15 protein-coding genes are annotated in these 18,941 nt (G+C 73.5%); 7 read left to right on the forward strand and 8 right to left on the reverse strand.

Annotated elements, in window-relative coordinates:
- Positions 1–41: 41 nt before the first annotated feature.
- Positions 42–488: an Lrp/AsnC family transcriptional regulator gene (locus tag IE242_RS26595; RefSeq protein WP_189863570.1), complete on the reverse strand. Its 447-nt coding sequence runs from the start codon at positions 486–488 to the stop codon at positions 42–44.
- Positions 489–610: 122 nt separating this feature from the next.
- Between IE242_RS26595 and IE242_RS26600 the strand changes: the two genes are divergently transcribed.
- From IE242_RS26600 to IE242_RS26610, 3 genes are all read left to right on the forward strand, one after another.
- Positions 611–1,126 carry a rhodanese-like domain-containing protein gene (locus IE242_RS26600; protein ID WP_051848010.1) on the forward strand — a complete coding sequence of 172 codons (516 nt, stop codon included), beginning with the start codon at positions 611–613 and terminating at the stop codon, positions 1,124–1,126.
- An 89-nt stretch (positions 1,127–1,215) separates the two neighbouring features.
- Entirely contained in the window at positions 1,216–1,731 is a 516-nt protein-coding gene (locus IE242_RS26605) for an immunity 21 family protein (protein ID WP_189863572.1), read from the forward strand.
- A 102-nt stretch (positions 1,732–1,833) separates the two neighbouring features.
- Positions 1,834–2,679, forward strand: coding sequence for an SDR family oxidoreductase (locus tag IE242_RS26610; RefSeq protein WP_189863574.1), 846 nt, complete (start codon positions 1,834–1,836; stop codon positions 2,677–2,679).
- Positions 2,680–2,791: 112 nt separating this feature from the next.
- Here IE242_RS26610 and IE242_RS26615 read toward each other — a convergent pair whose 3' ends face one another.
- Both IE242_RS26615 and IE242_RS26620 read right to left on the reverse strand, forming a co-directional pair.
- Positions 2,792–4,483, reverse strand: a complete 1,692-nt coding sequence (locus IE242_RS26615; protein WP_189863576.1) for a DUF885 domain-containing protein — start codon at positions 4,481–4,483, stop codon at positions 2,792–2,794.
- 63 nt (positions 4,484–4,546) lie between these two features.
- Entirely contained in the window at positions 4,547–5,107 is a 561-nt protein-coding gene (locus tag IE242_RS26620; protein WP_229859466.1) for an Lrp/AsnC family transcriptional regulator, read from the reverse strand.
- Between the two features lie 71 nt (positions 5,108–5,178).
- Here IE242_RS26620 and IE242_RS26625 point away from each other — a divergent pair, with 71 nt between their 5' ends.
- A complete protein-coding gene (locus IE242_RS26625) occupies positions 5,179–6,531 on the forward strand; it encodes a trans-sulfuration enzyme family protein (protein WP_229859468.1) in 1,353 nt (450 codons plus the stop codon).
- 105 nt (positions 6,532–6,636) lie between these two features.
- On the opposite strand, the gene IE242_RS26630 is transcribed toward IE242_RS26625, so the two are convergent.
- The 5 genes from IE242_RS26630 to pdxR form a co-directional block, all read right to left on the reverse strand.
- Positions 6,637–8,055 carry a GNAT family N-acetyltransferase gene (locus IE242_RS26630; RefSeq protein ID WP_189863872.1) on the reverse strand — a complete coding sequence of 473 codons (1,419 nt, stop codon included), beginning with the start codon at positions 8,053–8,055 and terminating at the stop codon, positions 6,637–6,639.
- A gap of 190 nt (positions 8,056–8,245) precedes the next feature.
- Complete coding sequence (locus IE242_RS26635) at positions 8,246–10,945, reverse strand: DUF7824 domain-containing protein (protein ID WP_189863578.1); 2,700 nt, start codon at positions 10,943–10,945, stop codon at positions 8,246–8,248.
- Positions 10,946–10,992: 47 nt separating this feature from the next.
- A complete protein-coding gene (locus IE242_RS26640) occupies positions 10,993–12,375 on the reverse strand; it encodes an SWIM zinc finger family protein (protein WP_189863580.1) in 1,383 nt (460 codons plus the stop codon).
- Positions 12,376–12,550: 175 nt separating this feature from the next.
- Entirely contained in the window at positions 12,551–14,152 is a 1,602-nt protein-coding gene (locus IE242_RS26645; protein ID WP_189863582.1) for an alkaline phosphatase D family protein, read from the reverse strand.
- A gap of 202 nt (positions 14,153–14,354) precedes the next feature.
- Positions 14,355–15,875 carry a MocR-like pyridoxine biosynthesis transcription factor PdxR gene (pdxR, locus tag IE242_RS26650; RefSeq protein ID WP_189863584.1) on the reverse strand — a complete coding sequence of 507 codons (1,521 nt, stop codon included), beginning with the start codon at positions 15,873–15,875 and terminating at the stop codon, positions 14,355–14,357.
- Between the two features lie 46 nt (positions 15,876–15,921).
- Between pdxR and IE242_RS26655 the strand changes: the two genes are divergently transcribed.
- From IE242_RS26655 to IE242_RS26665, 3 genes are all read left to right on the forward strand, one after another.
- Complete coding sequence (locus IE242_RS26655; RefSeq protein ID WP_189863586.1) at positions 15,922–16,863, forward strand: DMT family transporter; 942 nt, start codon at positions 15,922–15,924, stop codon at positions 16,861–16,863.
- 44 nt (positions 16,864–16,907) lie between these two features.
- On the forward strand, positions 16,908–17,795 hold the full coding sequence (locus tag IE242_RS26660; protein ID WP_189863588.1) for an RNA polymerase sigma-70 factor: 888 nt from the start codon (positions 16,908–16,910) through the stop codon (positions 17,793–17,795).
- A 307-nt stretch (positions 17,796–18,102) separates the two neighbouring features.
- Positions 18,103–18,861 carry a GntR family transcriptional regulator gene (locus tag IE242_RS26665; protein ID WP_189863590.1) on the forward strand — a complete coding sequence of 253 codons (759 nt, stop codon included), beginning with the start codon at positions 18,103–18,105 and terminating at the stop codon, positions 18,859–18,861.
- Positions 18,862–18,941: the final 80 nt, after the last annotated feature.

Genomic DNA, 18,941 nt, shown 5'->3' on the forward strand with positions numbered 1-18,941 from the left:
GGACGCCGCCCTCAGCTGCTCTCAGCCGCCCTCAGCTGCTCTCAGCGGCCGAGCGCGCGCCGGGGCAGCGGCGACGAGTAGACGATGCTCGTCGTCACCGAACCCAGCGCCCCGATCCTCCCCGACACCTCCTCCAGATGACGCATCGAACGGGCCGCGACCTTGATGACGAAGCAGTCGTCGCCCGTGACGTGATGCGCCTCCAGGATCTCGGGCGTCACGGCGACCAGGTCGTGGAACGGCTTGTAGTTGCCGTTCGGGTAGCGCAGCCGTACGAAGGCCAGGATCGGCAGCCCCAGCCGCTCCGGGTCCACGACGGCCGCGTACCCCTGGATGACCCCCGCCTCCTCCATCCGCCGCACCCGCTCGGTGACCGCGCTCGCGGACATCGAGACGGCGCGTGCGAGGTCGGCGAAGCTGGCCCGGCCCTCCCGCTGGAGGACGTCGAGGATGCGCCAGTCGGTGGCGTCCGGGGAATACACGGTCATGAACGAGGAATAGCAGGGGAATCCACGGTCGATCAAGAAATGTGCCGTGGGCATCCCCTTCAGAGAGGGGCTCGCCGACCGTAGATTCATGGTCATCGAGAACCGCCGGAGGAAGGCCCCCTGTGAACACCACCGTGAACATCGCCGTGAACACCGCCGTGAGCACCACCCCGACCGTGAACCCCGTCCTGCGCGTCCCGCCGGCGGCCCCCGCCGCCGCGGCCGCGTACTTCCGTGCGAGCCTCGCCTTCCACGCCGACGTCTCCGACGTGGCGGCCGCCCTCGCCGCCGGCGGCGACCCCGGTTTCGTCGTCCTGGACTCACGCTCGACGGAGGCCTGGGACCAGGGCCACGTCCCCGGCGCGCTCCACCTGCCCACCGCGCTGATCCCCGAACAGGCCGAGCGGCTCCTCGACAAGGCGGTCCCGGTCGTCACGTACTGCTGGGGCCCGGGCTGCAACGGAGCCACCCGCGCGGCCCTCGCCCTCGCCGAACTCGGCTTCCAGGTGAAGGAGATGCTCGGCGGCTTCGAGTACTGGGCGCGCGAGGGCTTCCCGTACGACACCTGGCAGGGCACCGAGCGCCGCGCCCTCGACCCGCTGACGGCCCCGGTGGACGCGGAGGACTGCGGCTGCTGAGGGGGAGGAAGAGGGAGAGGCAGGGAGAGGCGGTCCGGGAAGCGCGGGGCAGCCCGAGAATCCGTCAACTCCCGTGTACTTTCTGGCGTATGGCGCGATACGCGGAATCAGGTGTGACGGAGTGGGTGGAGTCGGGTGGGGGCCCGCTCATAGCGGTACCGGAGGCCGTGCTGCCGTTCTGGACCGGGGCGGACGGCGACGAGCCGTCGTCCGACTACGACCGGGCGTGTGCCGTCGACGGCCATGTCGGGCTGGTGCCCGTCGGCGACACCAGGGCACTGGTCCTCGGTGACGAGCCCGCCTCCACCGCCTTCCTGCCGGAGTACGGCACGTTCGTGCGGTGGTGCGCGGCCGACTCCGAGGAGGAGCTGCTGGCGCAGGTGCCCGCGGCGCTCGACGCGGCGGTGTGGGCGCCGGAGGTGGAGTGGCGGGTGCCGGGAGCGGTCGTCCTGTTCGACGCCGCCTGGCCGGGGGACGGCTCGGAGCGGACGGACCACGTGCGGGTCGAGCTGGAGCCGGGGCGGTACGGCGTGCGGGCGGCCCATGTGCCGGCCGGCCCCGAGACCTGGCTCGGACTCGTCCACCTGCGACGGCTCGTGAACTGAACGGTGGCGCGCGGAGGCGCGGAACCGCTGTGCGCCGCATCCGCCACGCCCCGCGCGTTATTCGCGTGCGCGCCGCCTCCGCCCCACGCATGATGGATCACCATGCACCGGCTTCCCCACCCCGCACCCGAAGACCTGCGCCGTGACCCGCTGCCCCTGCGGGGCCGCACCGCCCTCGTCACCGGGGCGAGCAGACGCGGCGGTATCGGGTACGCCGTGGCCCGCCGTCTCGCCGCGTACGGAGCGAGCGTCTATCTGCACCACCACGTGCCGCACGACGCCGCCATGCCCTGGGGCGCCGACCGTCCCGAGGACGTCGCCGCCGCGGTGCGCGAGGCGCTCGGCGACCCCCACGCGCGCGTGGCGCACGGACCGGGCGACCTCTCCGACCCCGCCGCACCGGCCCGGCTGATCGCGACGGCCGCGGACGCGCTCGGCGGGCGCCTCGACATCCTCGTCGCCAACCACGCGCTGTCCGGCTCCGACGGCACCCTCGACACCGTCGACGCCGCGATGCTCGACGCGCACTGGGCGGTCGACACACGGTCCGTGCTCCTGCTCGTACAGGCGTACGCACGGCTGCGGTCCACCCTCCCGCCGCGCACCCCGGGCGGGCGCGTGGTGATGATGACCTCCGGGCAGGACATCGCGGGCGGCATGCCCGGAGAGATCGCGTACGCCCTGCAGAAGGGCGCCCTCGCGTCGATCACCCGCTCTCTGTCCACGACACTCGCCGATCTGGCCGTCACCGTGAACACCGTCAATCCCGGCCCGGTGGACACCGGCTACATGACGGGTGAGGCGTACGAGACGATCGCCTCCATGTTCCCGGCGGGCCGCTGGGGCATGCCGGACGACCCCGCCCGTCTCATCTCCTGGCTCGCGACGGACGAGGCCGAGTGGGTCACAGGGCAGGTCATCGACTCGGAGGGCGGCTTCCGGCGCTGAGTGAGCGTCCCTCTGACGGACCGGCCGTACGGCGGGCCGGGCGCACCGGCCCGCCGTACCCGGACACGCACGTGACCGGTCGGACCGGTCATCGGACCGGTCATCGGACCGGTCAGAGGCGCGACAGCTCGTCCACCAGATCATCGAGCCCCAGCGACCCCTGCGACAGCGCCGCCATGTGCCATGCCTTCGGGTCGAAGGCGTCGCCGTGGCGCTCGCGGGCCTTCTCTCGGCCGAGCAGCCAGGCACGCTCGCCCAGCTTGTAGCCGATGGCCTGGCCCGGGATGGTCAGATAGCGGGTCAGCTCGCTCTCCACGAAGTCCGCCGGGCGGCTGCTGTGCGCGCCGAAGAACTCCTGCGCCAGCTCCGGCGTCCACCGCTCACCCGGGTGGAACGGGGAGTCCGCCGGGATCTCCAGCTCCAGGTGCATGCCGATGTCGACGATGACCCGGGCCGCGCGCATCATCTGCGCGTCCAGGTAGCCGAGCCGCTCCTCCGCGTCCTTCAGGAAGCCCAGTTCGTCCATGAGACGTTCCGCGTACAGCGCCCAGCCCTCGGCGTTGGCGCTGACCATGCCGACGGTGGCCTGGTAGCGGGAGAGGTCCTCCGCGACGTGCACCCACTGCGCGAGCTGCAGGTGGTGGCCGGGGACGCCCTCGTGGTACCAGGTCGACACCAGGTCGTACACCGGGAAACGGGTCAGCCCCATCGTCGGCAGCCAGGTGCGGCCCGGGCGGGAGAAGTCCTCCGACGGGCCCGTGTAGTACGGGGCCGCGGCGCCGCCCGGCGGGGCGATGCGCGACTCCACCTTCCGTACCCGCTCGGCGAGTTCGAAGTGGGTGCCGTCCAGCGCCTCGATGGCCTCGTCCATCAGGCCCTGGAGCCACGTCCGGACCTCGTCGACGCCCTCGATGTGCCGGCCGTGCTCGTCGAGGTGCGCGAGCGCCACCCAGGGAGTCTCGGCACCGGGCAGGATCTTGCCGGCCTCCGTCTTCATCTCGGTAAGGAGGCGGTGGTACTCGGACCAGCCGTACGCGTACGCCTCGTCGAGATCCAGGTCCGTGCCGTTGTAGTAGCGGGACCAGCGGGCGTAGCGCTCGCGGCCCACCACGTTCGGCGCGCCCTCGATCGTCGGCGCGTACACGTCGCGCATCCAGTCGCGCAGCTCCACGACGGCCGCGGTCGCCGTACGGGCCGCCTCGTCCAGCTCCGCGCGCAGCGCGTCCGGGCCGGCCGACGCGAAGTCCTCGAACCAGCCGCGGCCCGAACCGTCCACGTCCGCCCACTCGGTGAGCTGCTCGACGAAGGTCGTGGTCGGGCGAGGGGCCGCGTACAGCTTGCGCTCCAGACCGAGGGAGAGGGACTCGCGGTAGCCCGCCAGCGCGGCCGGCACCGCCCGCAGCCGCTCGGCGATCGCCGCCCAGTCCTCCTCCGTGTCGGCGGGCGTCACGGTGAAGACCTCGCGCACCGCGTGCGGCGGCGTGCTCATGTTGCCGACCGCGCGCAGGCCCTCCTCGGCGTCGTGCACGGCGAGTTCGGCGGTGAGCCGCTCGCGCAGCAGCCGGGCGCAGCGGCGCTCGACGTCACTGTCCGCGCCGGGCTGCCGCTCCGCCTCGTCGAGCCGCGCGAGCGTCGCCCGCATCAGCTCCGCCAGGGCCTCCTGACCCGCGGGCGAGGTGTCGGGCAGCCGGCTCGAACTCTCCTTCACGCCGAGGTAGGTACCGGTCACCGGGTCGAGGGCGATGAGCTCGTCGACGTAACGGTCGGCGACCTCGCGGGGCAGCGGGCTGATGGTGTTCGACATGCGGACATCCTCGTACGCCGACGGGCACCGCGTCAGCCCGATTACGGCAGGTCGTACCCCTGCTCAGCCGGATTTCGCCGAGGGCGTGACCTGCTGATCGCCGGATGGCGACGGCGGCGCGTGCTGCTCCGGCGGCAGCGGCGGCCCGTGCCGCTCGGGCGGCAGCAGCGGTCCGCAGTCCCACTGCTGGAAGATCAGCCGGGTCTCCACCCGGGCCACCTCGCGCCGGGCCGTGAACTCGTCCAGGACCAGCCGCTGCAGATCCGCCATGTCCGCGACCGCCACATGCACGAGGTAGTCGTCGGGTCCCGTCAGATGGAACACGGTCAGCGACTCCGGCAGCGCCCTGATCCGCTCCACGAACGGCCCCACCAACTCCCGCCGGTGCGGCCTCACCTGAACCGACAGCAACGCCTGAAGCCCCCGTCCCAGCTTGGCCGGATCGAGCCGCAGCCGGTGACCGAGGATCACGCCCGCCCGGCGCAGCCGGGTCACCCGGTCCAGACACGTCGACGGCGCCACCCCGACCTGCGCGGCGAGATCGCGGTACGTGGTCCGTGCATCGTTCTGCAGCAGCCGCAGAAGGTGGAGGTCCACCGGATCCAGTACGACAGAGTCGGCCATGGGCCGAACGTAACACGGACTTCGGGGCCGTCCACCCGGTCTCTGTTCAGCCTGATCGCATGGACACGGACATGGGCACAGACACGAACCCGGGCACGAACCCGGGCACGAATCCGGGTACGGACCTGGGCACGAACCCGGGCACGGACCCGGGTACGGACCCGGGTACGAACCCCATCGGCTCCGGGACGTACGCGGCGAACGCTCACGGACACGAGGCGGCTCCGTGGACCCTGGCCACCGCGGCCGTGCACGCCGGCCGCGAGGACCTCGCACGCCAGGGACTCCACGCCCCGCCGATCGACCTGTCCACCACCTACCCCTCGTACGACAGCCGGGGCGAGGCCGCCCGGATCGACGCCTTCGCCGCCGACGGCGGGGAACTGGAGGGCCCGCCGGTCTACGGGCGGCTCGGCAATCCCACCGTCGCCCGCTTCGAGGAAGCCCTTGCCCGGCTGGAGGGGACCGGGAGCGCGGTCGCCTTCGCCAGCGGTATGGCCGCACTGAGCGCCGTACTGCTCGCGCGGGCCGGGACGGGCCTGCGCCATGTCGTCGCCGTACGGCCTCTCTACGGCTGCAGCGACCACCTGCTCACCGCCGGGCTGCTCGGGTCCGAGGTGACCTGGGTCGACCCGGCGGGCATCGAGGCCGCGTTGCGGCCCGACACCGGCCTGGTGATCGTCGAGTCGCCGGCCAATCCGACGCTCGCCGAGATCGACCTGCGCGCCGTCGCCCACGCCTGCGGTTCGGTGCCCCTCCTCGTGGACAACACCTTCGCGACGCCGGTGCTGCAGCGCCCGGCCGAGGCGGGGGCGCGGCTGGTCCTGCACAGCGCGACCAAGTACCTCGGCGGACACGGTGACGTCATGGCCGGAGTCGTGGCCTGCGACGAAGAGTTCGCGGGCCGGCTGCGGCAGGTGCGCTTCGCCACGGGCGGCGTGCTGCATCCGCTGGCCGGCTATCTGCTGCTGCGCGGCCTCGCGACACTGCCGGTACGGGTCCGGGCGGCCTCCGCGACCGCCGCCGAACTCGCCCGCCGGCTCGGCGCCGACCCGCGCGTCACCCGCGTCCACTACCCGCGTCTCGGCGGAGCCATGGTGGCCTTCGAGGTCCTGGGCGATCCGCACCGGGTCATCGCCGGGGTCCGCCTCATCACGCCCGCGGTCAGCCTCGGCAGCGTCGACACCCTCATCCAGCACCCGGCGTCCATCAGCCATCGCATCGTGGACGAGACCGACCGCCGGGGAGCCGGGGTCGGCGACCGGCTGCTGCGGATGTCGGTCGGTCTGGAGGACGTCGAGGACCTGTGGGGGGACCTGGACGGGGCGCTGGGAACGGCGGTGGGAACGGCGGTGGGAACGGCGGTGGGGGCGTTGCGGGAAGGGCCGGTGCGCGACGGGCGGCACCGCCCGGTGAGCGCGTGACCGTCCGTTGAACGCCTGCGGGTTGTGAGTACGAGGACGGCCCGGCGTTCTCCGTTCCACCGGGCCGTCCTCGCGTGCCGGATCACTCGGGCACGCCGGTCACCGTCACCACCCTTGCCCCTGCGCCGCCTGGCCGTACGGCAGCCGGGAGGCCGCCGGCGTCGCGTCCAGGCGGGCCGTGATGACGAGGGTGCCCTCCTCGATCTGGTAGTCGAGGGGCAGCCCCAGGTTGCGCATCGCGGCGACCATGCCGGTGTTGGAGGACTGCGTGACCGCGTACACGCTCTCGCAGCCCGCCTCGGCCGCCATGCCCACCAGCCGGCCGAGGAGTTCACCGCCGATGCCGCGCCGCTGCCACCCGTCCTCGACCAGCAGCGCGACCTCCGTCTCGTCACCGTCCCACAGGAGGTGGCCGAGCCCGACGATCCGGCCCGAAGCGGTCTCGACGGCCAGGGTGCGGCCGAAGCGGGGGCTGAGGAGGTGGTTGAGGTAACGGTCGGCGTCGGCCAGCGGCCCGTGGTAGCGCATGCCCAGAGTGCGCGGCGAGCAGCGGGTGTGCAGCGCCTTCGCCGCCTCCAGGTCGTCCGTCCCGGCGCGCCGCACGGTGATGTCGCCGCCCTCCGGCAGCGTCAGTACGTCCCGGCCGCGCGGGACCCTCGGGCCCAGCCGCGTGTCCAGCTCCACCAGCGCCCGCGCCCGCGCGAACTCCGTCGGCGTGAACGGCAGATACGGCCGCTCCACCGTGATCACCCCGCCCTCCGGCGCCCGCAGCCGCATCACCGTGTCCTCCAGTGCTCCCTCGACCGGGGCGCTCTCGAGGGCCCGCCCGGTGGCGGGGGAGGTGGCCGGCAGCGAGCGGATGGTGCACCGGCCGAGCAACTGGCGCAGGGCGAGCGGCAGTTCGGCCGCGTCCAGGGCCGTGCGCGTGGCCAGGCCCAGCACCCGGGCCGGTACGTCCACGAGGTCGTGGGCGTCGGCCCGCTCGATCCAGGTCCCGGCGCCGCCCGCCGCCGAGACGGCGCGGGTGATCTCCGACGTGGCCAGTCCGGCGGGCGACCGCAGCAGGAACTCGTCCACCGTGCCCTCGGCCAGCGGATGCGTCTGGAGGCTCAGGATGTCCACCCTGTGACGGGCGAGCGCCGAGCACAGGGCGGCCAGCGAACCCGGCTCGTCCCGGACCGTCGTCCGCATCCGCCACAGCACGGTCGCCGCGGCCACCTCGTCCTTACCGGTACCGGAGGTATCCCTTGTACCGGCGGTATCGCTCGTACTGGCTGTGCCGCTTGTGCCGCTCGTGGCGCTTGTATCGCCTGTATCGCCTGTATCGTCCACCGGCGGTGCGTGACCGTGGCGGCGTGCCCACCATGTGTGGAAGCCGGCCGTGGCGACCAGCACCGCCGCCGAGACCAGCAGCAGCGCCGGGCCGTCGGGCCCGTGCCCGATCAGGTTCGCCACCGCGTCGGCCACGGCCACCGCCGTGAACAGTGCGGCGAGTTCGACCACGTCCCGCCGCCAGTGGTGCACCGGGCGGCCGTTCTTCGCCCGCGTCACTTGAGACATCTCTGGAGTCATACGGCCACTCTGGAGGAATGGTGTTGCGTGATCACGAACGCTCTGTGACCGATGGGTAAAGCGTCATTCCGCTCCTTTCGTTGCCTTTTGGACTATTGGTGGGTGTGGCGCTCGTGGCGGGTGCGTCGTCGCGTCGTCGGAGTCAGGCCGCGCGCTCGCCGTCGCCGCCCGGCTCCATGGCCCCCTGGCCCAGCGCGTCACGCAGCCGGCGTGCCTCCGTCACCAGCCGCGACGAACCCCGGCGGTCCGCCGTCCGCCCGAGGTGCGGAAGGTCACCGCGCGCCCCCGACCGCTCCGCGCACTCGGCCGCGACCGCCAGCAGGTCACCGAGCCCCCGCACGGGCTTCACCGCACCGTCGGCCGCGAGGGGTGCGAGCAGGATCGGCAGTGTTCCGCGCAGTACGGACCACAGGGTGGCGTACGCCCCTGTCGCCGCCGCGGTCCGTATCGCCTCGGCGAGCCGCAGCGGCTTCACGGCCCCGCTCTGCATCAGTTCCCCGAGGTCCGCCGCCAGCCGGTCCGCGTCGAGCCGGCCGCGCGCGGCCAGGACCAGCAGCGCGTCCACGGCGGCGAGCCGGTCCTCCGGATGCCGCGCCCCGAGCCCGTACGCCACGCCCAGGTGCACGGCCTCCCCGGGCTCGCCGTGGGCTTCCGCGAGCGCGGGGAGCACGGCGGTTCCACCGCGCGAGTCGTCGACGGCGACCGTCGATATGTCGCGCAGGAGCCGCCCGGCCACCAGCTCCGGCCGGCCCGGGACCACCGCTGTCCAGTGCTGCCGCTCGGACTCGTCCCAGTGGCGGCAGTGCCAGCGGTTCGTGAAGAAGGAGACCGGCTGCCACAGATGCCGGAACTCCGGCGGGAAATCGGCGTGCCGCACCGGGACCTCGCCGAACTCCAGCAGGATGCGCGGTCCGGAGGTGCGTCGCCGCGTGGACGGCGACGGCTCCGCGGTGGTGAGCCACCGGGCGAGGCGGTCCGCCTCCGCGGTGCCCATCTTCCGCGCGGCGCGTGCCGCGTCCTCGGCCGCCGCGCGGTCGTCACGCCGCACCCGCAGCAGGGCCTGGGCGAGGTCGGCCGGTCCCGGGCGGACGCCCATCTTGTTGTAGGCGTCGAGCCGGGCGATCAGTTCGTCGGGCTCGAGCAGGCCCGTGCTCCAGGTGGGTGTGGCCAGCAGGAACGGCAGCGGTTGGGTGCGTATCCGGTACGCCGCCTCCCAGAGCCGGGCCTCGACGGCGCGGGAGAGGCCGCTGTGCGGGCAGTGGCCGTACGTCGACCCCCGCGACACCGCCCGGTGCAGCGTCTCCGTGCTCACCTCGTCGAACAGCGCGGCGAGGACCACCTCCAGACCGTGCGGCGACTCGCGGAAGAAGTTGTCCTTCCCTATGTACAGCTGGTCGGGTTCGTACCACCAGCACCGGGCCACCACAGGGCGCAGGGCGTCGATCAGCCCGGCGCTGTCCTGGTGTGCGTGCCGGACGAGCCCGTCCAGCGCGCGTTCGAACGCGCTCACGTCGCCGTCCGCCGCCAGCAGCGCGCCGACCTCCTCCGCGAGTTCGGCCGCGGACCGGGGCGCCGGAGCCAGCCGCGTCGGTCGCGGAGCGGGCGGGAGCACCTCCTCGTGGACCGTATGGGCGTCGTGCACCGGCTCCTGGGGCGCGACGTCGAGCAGCTGTTCGGCGCGCTGTCGCAGACCGGGGCTCAACTGGGTCGTCGCATCGACGAGTTCCGCGCGGACCCGGGCGGAGTCGCCGAGGGTGTCGAGGTCCCCGAGGTGGCGCTCCACCAGCTTCAGCGCGCGCTTCTGTGTGTCCGTGTCGTCGTGTCCGAAGGCCTGTGCCACGGCGGGCAGCAGTTCGTCCGCGCCGGACGGATCACGCCCGAGGATCTTGCCCAGCAGCACGAGCTGTGCCCGGACCAGCTTCTTCTCGGAGCGGAAGAGCACCGCTACGGACGCCTCGGCGAGGTCGCGCACGGCGAGCTCCCCGTCCAGCGCCAGCGTCCCGAGCACCGACTGGGCGTGCGCGGCCACCGTGGAGGGCGCGTCGGAGCACAGGGCGATCCAGTCGGCGATGCGGGCCCGCTGCTCGTCCGGGCCGAGGTCCAGCGCGGTCAGCAGCTTGAGGAACGCCCGCTGATCGGCGGGCCGGCCGCCACGCAGAAGCCGGGCCACACAGGCGTCGACCACGGCCACGCGGTCCAGGCGTCCTTCCCGCGTGAGCTGCGGCAGGGCGTAGGTCCAGCTGTTCGGTCCCTCGTCCGGCCAGCCCAGCCAGCCGCCGACATCGCGTGTCTCGAAGAGGGCCGCGACGAGCTCGGCCAGATGGGGGTCCTTCCGCAGCCGGTCGGTGACCGTGTCCCCGGTCGGCCAGATCGAACCGATGTCCTGAAGCCAGCCGTGTACATAGGCCTCCGTCGTCGGCACCGCGCAGCCGGACAGCCGCACCAGACCGGCCATCAGCGCGTACGGCACCCGTGCCGTCATCGGACGCCCGGCGAGCCGGTGGGCGAGATCCGCCAGCCACGTGGGATCGCGGTCCCCCAGCACGTCCAGCAGCACCTCGGACGCGGCCTGCCACCAGCGCATGTCGTTCGCGGAGAGCCAGGTGGCGACGGCCGCGGCCCCGGTCTGGCACCCCGCCCCGGCCACCTGCAGCGCGGGACAGGCACGGCGGGCGGCGCCGCTCCAGAGGTCGGCGCGCAGCTCCTTGCGCAGCAGCTGCAACTCCGGGAAGCAGGCGCGGCGTTCGCCGTCCGTCATCTCGTCGAGCAGGCGCACCACGTCGCCCGTGCTGCCCGCCCGCACCGCCTCGACCAGTGACGCCGACTTCGGCTTCGTCTCCATCACATACCCCCGTCCGCTCGTCCCTCGCCCGCTCGCGCCCCGTCCGCTCATGCCGCGTCCTGCCCCACCGTCGCGCCCCGACGGGTCATGCGCACCGCCAGGGCGTGCTTGCACGGTCCGCGCCCGCCCCGGTACCTGGCCCACCACAGACACGAGCAGCTCAGTGTTCCGGCGGCGTCGCGCACCCGGTGCACATGGCCGTCCCTGGCGGTCACCGTGCCGATGTCGCCGTCCAGGGCCACCGCTCCCGCGGCGACCAGGGCCCGGGCCGCACGCAGCCGCGGATTGCTGCGTTCGGCGCGGTCGGCGTCGTACGGGAGCTCCCGGTGGAAGTACGCCGCCTCCGCCGTGTCGTAGCCCACGCGTCCCGATGTGCCCAGCCGGACCAGGGCCGCGCGGACCCGTTCGGCAGGGAGCCCCGAGGCCGTGGCCAGGTCGCCGATGTCGATGCGCGGCTCCCAGGCGAGCAGGACGGCGATCAGCTCCGCGTCCTCGGCCGCCGCGTCGGTGGCGAGTGCGTCCAGCACACCGCCCTCGCCCGAGAAGCCGCGCGCGACCTCGGGGGACAGAGTGAGCGTCAGCCGCATACCGGGCAGGACGACCTCCCAGGCCCCCGCCACCGGCGCGGTTCCGGCGACCGGCGGGCCGTACACGCGCAGCGCCGTCGCATGACGCAGCACCCGGCGCAGGGCGACCAGTCGCTCCGGGCCCGGCAGGCACACGGCCCCCGGCACCGGCCGGGTGGTCGGACGCAGTGTGCGGCCGGAGGGCACCGCCCACCGCACACCACCGGCGGTGCCGCGCGCGCCACCGCCGGGCAGCGAGCGCAGGAAGCGCACGGCCTCGGCCGCCGGCAGCTCCGCCCGCAGATCGAACCCGGCGGCGATCACCTGGGCCTCGGCGAAGCCGCGCAGCCAGCGGTCGGGCAGCGGCACGCGCTTCTCGACGACCGGCCCGGCCGACGTGGTCACCGCCAGCTCGTCCGGTCCGACCCGCAAGTGCAGCGGGTCGTCCCCGCCGACGCGGGACAGCGCCTCGCGCAGCGGGTTGTTGACGTCCACGTTCGTCGTGCCGTGGCCCACCTCGCCGCCGTCGAGGCCCGCCTCCAGCACGTCCAGCCGCGCGTACACCCCGCCGCAGCCGGAGAAGGACTCGAAGCGGAGCCGGTCGCCGTTGCCCGTGACCACCGGGTCGAGCGAGGCCCGCAGCTGCGGCTGGTGATAGCGGGCCGCCGCCACGTCCGCGACCGCCAGCAGTGCGGCGGAGGCCACCTGGGGAGCCGTCAGGAAACCCGTGAAGAACCGCGGATGGTCCTCGATGCCCGTCGGGGTCGCACCCCGCGAGGTCTCGAGGCCCAGCCGCTGTCCGCCCGGAGCGGACTCCAGCACGGAGGGTCGGGAATAGGCCACGGCCTGCAACGATCGCGTCATGGGAAAGACCGTAGAGGCGGCCACTGACAATCGGCCTGACCTGCGGAGATGCCAGGCAGGAGGAGTGGGCGGGAGGGGCCGGCGGCGACCAGGACCGTGCCGCGCACCGCGGGATGACTCCGGTGCGCGGCACGTTCCATGAGCGTACGTCAGACGCGCCGGCGGACGGGGTGGGTCACTGCCCGACCAGCCCAGGCCGCAGCACCTTCGTGAACAGCACGGTCCCGTCCTGTTCCCGCAGCCGTACGGTCAGCTCGCCGCTGCCGCCGTCGATGTCGACCTCGCCGAAGAACTGGTAGCCCTCGGCGGGGGAGACGTTGGAGGTGGTCGGCGCCTTCACGAACACCCGCTCGGGGCCGAACGTGCCGTCCAGCGCGCTCGCCGGGAACGCGCCCGCGTTGAGCGGCCCGGAGACGAACTCCCAGAACGGCTCGAAGTCGCCGAACGCGGCCCGCGACGGCTGGTAGTGCTGCGCCGAGGTGTGGTGCACGTCGGCGGTCAGCCACACCGTGCCGGTGATCCTGCGGTGCTTGATGAACCGCAGCAGCTCGGCGATCTGCAGCTCGCGGCCGAGCGGTGCGCCCGGGTCGCCCTGTGCGACGGCCTCGATGTTCTGCTTCCCCTCGGTCGTGTCGGACACCACCAGGCCCAGCGGCATGTCGGAGGCGATCACCTTCCACACCGCGCGCGACCGCGACAGCTCCCGCTTCAGCCACTGGAGCTGCTCGGCGCCGAGGATGCCCTGCGGGTCGGTGGTCTCGGTGCCGGGGGAGTTGGCGTTGCGGTAGGTCCGCATGTCCAGCACGAAGACGTCCAGCAGCGGCCCGTGCCGCACGACCCGGTGCATACGGCCCTCGCGCGCGCCCGTCGGCAGGGTGGAGACCGGGTAGTACTCGGTGAAGGCCCGCGTGGCCCGCGCGGCCAGCAGGTCCACGCTCTTGACGGTGTAGCGGGTGTCCGAGTCGGCGATCACCTGGCCCGGGTACCAGTTGTTGCGCACCTCGTGGTCGTCCCACTGGACGATCGACGGCACCTGGGCGTTGAACTTCCTCAGGGCCTCGTCGAGCAGGTTGTACCGGTGGTTGCCGCGGAACTCGGCGAGCGTCTCGGCGACCTTGGCCTTCTCCTCGGTGGTGACGTTCCGGTAGACGCCGCCGTCGGGGAGGGCCGCCGTCGCGAATATCGGCCCGTCGGCGTAGACGGTGTCGCCGCTGAACAGGAAGAAGTCCGGGTCGAGCGCGCCCATCGCGTCGAAGATGCGGTAGCCGCCGATGTCCTCGTTGATGCCCCAGCCCTGCCCGGCCAGGTCCCCGGACCACACGAACCGCACCCCGCAGCGCCGCTTCGCGGGTGCCGTACGGAAGGTGCCGGTGACCGGCTCACCGGTGCGGCGCGGGTCGTCCGGGTCGGCGAGCAGCACCCGGTAGTGGATCTGCTCGCCCGCGGGGAGGCCGTGCAGCCGGGTCGTCCCGGTGAAGTCGGTGCCGGAGCCGAGCAGCGGGCCCTGCCATCTGCGCGGATTGCGGAAGGACTCGGTGGCGGACGTCTCGACGATCATCCGGGCCGGCCGGTCGGAGCGTACCCAGACCAGACCGGAGTGGGCGGTGACGTCTCCGGCCTGCACCCCCCATCCCGCCCGGGGCCGACCCGACCGGGCGAAGGCGGGCGCCGCGCCCGGTCCGAGCCCGGCGGGCAGGGCCAGGGCCGCCGAGGCGGCGAGGGAACCGCGCAGCACGCTGCGGCGGCCGGGCAGGTGGATCGGCGGACGGTGGGTCATGAATGCGCCTCCAGGGACGGATCCGGCCATGTGCACCGTCACACCTACTGCGGCACTTCGGCGCACACGGAAACCAGAAGTGAACAACCGACACGACAACGGGACTCCGGGCCGGGCGTCCGGTCATTGTGGTGGACATCACGCGCCTGTGGCGCCGGTGCCGGCCCCATCCCGTACGGGTGCCGGCCTCCCGTCCGCGGTGTCAGGAGGCCACCGCCTCGGACATCAGGCGGACGTTCTCCCGTATCCGTGCCGGCGACAGATGCGCGTACCCCAGGACCAGCCGTACGCCGTCGTCGTCCGGCACCCGTCCGTGGTCCGCGAGCGGGCGTAGGGCGACGCCCGCCGCGGCCGCCCGTCCGAGGAAGCGGTCCGGAGGCCCGTACCGGCCGGGCAGCGCGGCGATGACGTGCAGTCCCGCCGCGATGCCGGACACCTCCGTGCCGGGGAAGTGCTCCTCCAGGGCGGCCACGAGCGTGTCGCGCCGCTCCCGGTAGGCGCGCTGGCAGCGTCGCAGCTGCCGGTCGTAGTCGCCCCGTTCGACGAACCGGGCGAACGCCGCCTGATCGAGGGAGGGATGGCCCAGGTCCATGAACCGCTTGCGTTCGACGATCTCCTCGGCGAGCGATTCCGGGACGAGCAGCCAGCCGAGCCGCAGTCCTGGAGCGAGGGACTTGCTGACGGACCCGGTGTACGCGACACGTTCCGGGTCGAGCCCCTGGAGCGCCCCCACAGGGGCACGGTCGTAGCGGAAGTCGCCGTCGTAGTCGTCCTCGACGATCAGCCCGTCCACCGAGCGCGCCCAGTCGAGCAGATCGGCCCGCCGCCCTGCCGAGTACGCGATGCCCGACGGGAACTGATGGGCGGGTGTGGTCACGACGCACCGTACGCCCGACTCCCGCAGTGGCCCGATGGCCAGGCCCTCCGCGTCCAGCGGCAGCCGTACGGTGCTGATCCCGGTAGCCGCGTACAGGGCGTCGTGCCCCGGGCTGCCCGGATCCTCGACGCCGACGGCGCGCACCCCGCGCGCGTGGAGGGCATACCCGAGCACGGTCGCCGCCTGGGCCACCCCGGAGACGACGACGATCCGCTCCGGGTCGGCGACCACGCCCCGCCGCCGGGTGAGGAGTTCCGCGAGCGCCGTACGCAGCCTGGGCAGCCCGCGCGGGTCCGGGTAGCCCAGCGTGTGGTGGGGGACCTCGGCGAGCACCGCCCGCTGGGCCGCCGCCCACGCGGCGCGCGGGAACAGTGAGAGGTCCGGTGTCCCGGGCAGGAAGCCGGCCCGGGCGCCGGGCGCACGCGGAGCGAGGTCCCGCGCGCGTGGGGGTGCGGAACGGACGGCCTCACCCACCCAGGTGCCCGCGCCCCGCCCGCTGCGCAGGTATCCCTCCGTGGTCAGCTGCTCGTACGCATCGGTCACCAGCCCCCGTGACACCTTCAGGTCGGCCGCCAGTTCGCGGCTGGGCGGCAGCCGGGTGCCGGGAGCGAGCCGGCCCGTGCGGATCGCCTCGCGCAGGGCCGCCTGCAACGTGCGCCCACGCGCGCGTGCCGGTGCCGAAGCGGTCGGCAGGAGCAGCTCCCAGGCGGCGGTCCACGGCGCGGCGGCGGGCGGTGCCAGGCCGTCCCGGCCCTCGCGGCCGGTTCCCGCCGCGCCGTCCCGGCCCTCGCGACCGGCTTCCGCCGTGCCCTCCCGGCCCTCGCGATTGGTCCCCGATGGCGTCATGGAAGTGGACCTTAATGCGGACCGCGGCCCGCCATAGCGTCCTCGCATGAGCACCACCACCCGCGGCTCCCTCCTCGCCGCCTTCGCCACCCTCCTCGTCGGGGCGTCCTTCACCGCCAACAGCGTCCTAGTCGACTACCCGTACGCGGGCGGTCAGTTCCTGCGCTACGGCTTCGCCTGCCTGCTGTTCCTGCCGCTCGTCGGGCGCGGCGGCACGGCACCCCTGCGGCGCCTCACGCGCCGGCAGTGGGGGCGGCTCGCGCTGCTCGCGGCCGTCGGCATGGTCGGCTTCAACCTCGCTGTGATCGCCGCCGAACGCACCGCGGAACCGGCCGTACCGGGCGTCTTCGTGGGCTGCGCCCCGGTGATCGTCGCCGTCCTGGTGCCCCTCACGGAGGGCCGCCGGCCGCAACGCCTCGTCCTGTACGGTGCGTCGCTCGTCGCGGCGGGCGCCTTCACGGTGCAGGGGTGGGGCCGCACGGACGGTGCCGGAATCGCCTGGTCCGTGGGCGCGCTGGCCGGAGAGGTCGGCTTCGCGGTGCTCGCCGTGCCCGTGCTGCGTCCGCTCGGCCCCCGGCTGCTGTCGGCCACCGTGTGCGGCCTCGCCGCGGTCGAGTCGGCGCTGGTGGGCGTGGCCGCGGACGGCGGCGCGTGGCTGCGCGTCCCGGCCCCGGCCGAGGCGGCGGCACTGCTGTGGCAGGCGGCCGTCGTCACCGTCGTCGGCTTCGTCTGCTGGTACATGGCCATGCAGCGGATCGGCGCCGAACGAGCCACGCTGTTCTCCGGGCTCATCCCGGTGGCCGCCGCCTGCACCGCCCCGCTCGTCGGCACCGGCTCCTACGGCGTCGCACAGGCCCTCGGCAGCGCCCTGGTCGGAGCCGGTGTCGCCCTCGGCTCCCGGGCACCCGCCCGCTCGGCCGTGCGGCCCGGCACGGCGGCCACGGACGAACGGCGTCCGCGAATCGTCCAGCCCGTCCGGGACCGGTGAAACGGCCTGGACACGAGGGGGACCCGTCGGCTGGGATGGTGGGCGTGACCACCGACACCGCGACCGAGGTCTTCGAAGAGCACCGTCCCGTCCTGACGGGCGTCGCCTACCGCATGCTCGGGCGGGTGGCCGACGCCGAGGACGTGGTGCAGGAGGCGTGGCTGCGCTGGTCGGCCGCCGACCGTACCGACGTCCGCGAACCACGTGCCTACCTGGTCCGCGTCACCACCCGCCTCGCCCTCGACCGGCTCCGCCAGATCCGCTCCCGCAACGAGGCGTACGTCGGGCCCTGGCTCCCCGAGCCGTACGTCACCGACTTCGGCGACACTGTCCCGGACAGTGCCGAGCGGGCCGTGCTCGCCGACTCCGTGTCGCTCGCCGTCCTCGTGGTCCTGGAGTCCCTCTCGCCCCTGGAGCGCGCTGTGTTCGTGCTCCGCGAGGCGTTCGGGTTCCCGTACGCCGACATCGCCGCCACCCTGGAGCGGAGCGAGGCCGCCGTGCGCCAGCTCGCCGGGCGGGCCCGCAAGCACGTCGACGAGCGGAGACCGCGCTACGCGGTCGACCCCGCCGAGCGCCGTGACCTCACCGAACGGTTCCTCGCCGCCGCGGCCGAGGGCGACTTGGCGGGGCTGATGTCCCTGCTCGCGCCCGACGCCCGGCTCGTGGGCGACAGCGGCGGCCTCGCCAAGGCGCCGGTGCGGGTCCTCGAGTCCGCCGACAAGGTGGCGCGGTTCCTGCACGGCGTCGCCGGCCCGGGGCTCGTGGGCGCGGAGATCCGTTTCATGGAGCTCAACGGCGGCCCGGCCGTCGTCGTGGTCACCGGCGGCAAGGTCGACAGCGTGCTGCAGCTCGACGTCGTCGACGGCCGTGTCCAGTGCGTCTACATCGTGCGCAACCCGAACAAGCTCCTGTCCTTGGAGGTCGGCCCCTGAGCCGACGCAGGAACCGGCACAGAAACCGGCGCAAGGCCGTCGTACGGTCGCGAGGCCCCCGTTCCGGGTGAACGGGGGCCTCGTCGTCATGCCCGTCTGCCCGTCAGGTCCGCGTGATGCCCGGGATCTCCCCGTACGCGAACGCCGTGTGAACGCCGTGTCGCCCGTATCTGTCGGACACCTGTGCGTTGGCGGATTGGTCTTGACCAAGGGTGGGGGCCGTCCTATCGTCGCAGAGAAAGTGCAACAACCTTTAATAAACAAGGGCGCCAAAACGCCGCCGGCCACGGCGATCGCGGAGGACAGGGTGGGGACCACGCAGCTGGAAACGGTGCCGGAACCGAAGTACTGGCACTTGAAGACCGTGCTCAGCGAGGCACTGGACTCCGAGTTCTCTGTGGGCGAGATCCTGCCCAACGAGCGTGATCTCGCGGCCCGGTTCGGCGTCGCCCGCGCGACGCTCCGCCAGGCGCTGGAGCAGCTGGAACTGGAAGGCCGGCTGCAGCGCCGCCGCGGCGTCGGCACCACCGTCGCCCCGCCCCGTATGGGGGTGGCCGTCGGTACCGAACAGCATGTGTGGCCGGGTGCGGCCGGTGACACCTGGCAGCCCACCGACTGCACGATGACGGCCCCGCCCAACGCGGTGGCCGCCATCCTGGAGACCGCGGTCGGCGAGCAGGTGCACACGGTACGCCGGTCCCGGGTGAGCCAGGGCCAGCCCGTGGCCGCCGAGCTGCTCTACGTACCGGAGTCCTCCGTGCCCGGTCTGCCCGCCGTGGACGCGCCCTCCGGCGCCGCCCGCGCGCGTGCCGTGCTCCGCCGGCTCCAGGGGCTGTCGCTGGAGGGCCAGGAACGCGCGGTGGAGTTGGGCTCGGCCCGCGCGGAGGACGCCAAGGAGCTCGACCGGCTGCCCGGCGCCCCGGTCCTCGTCGTCACGACCCGCTTCATCGCCGAGGCACGCACCGCGGCGGTCTCCGTGGCCACGTACCGCGCCGACACCTGCCGCCTGACCTTCGGCGACTCCGGCGTCGAGATACACCACGGACCCGAGCGCCACGCTTCCTGAGGGTCACGCGCCACGGGACCTGAGCGTCACGCACCACGGTTCCGCCTGTTCCCGCTTGGGCCGGTGCCCGCGCGGTGCCG

The organism is Streptomyces poonensis (assembly GCF_014650915.1).
Classification (GTDB): Bacteria; Actinomycetota; Actinomycetes; order Streptomycetales; family Streptomycetaceae; genus Streptomyces; species Streptomyces poonensis.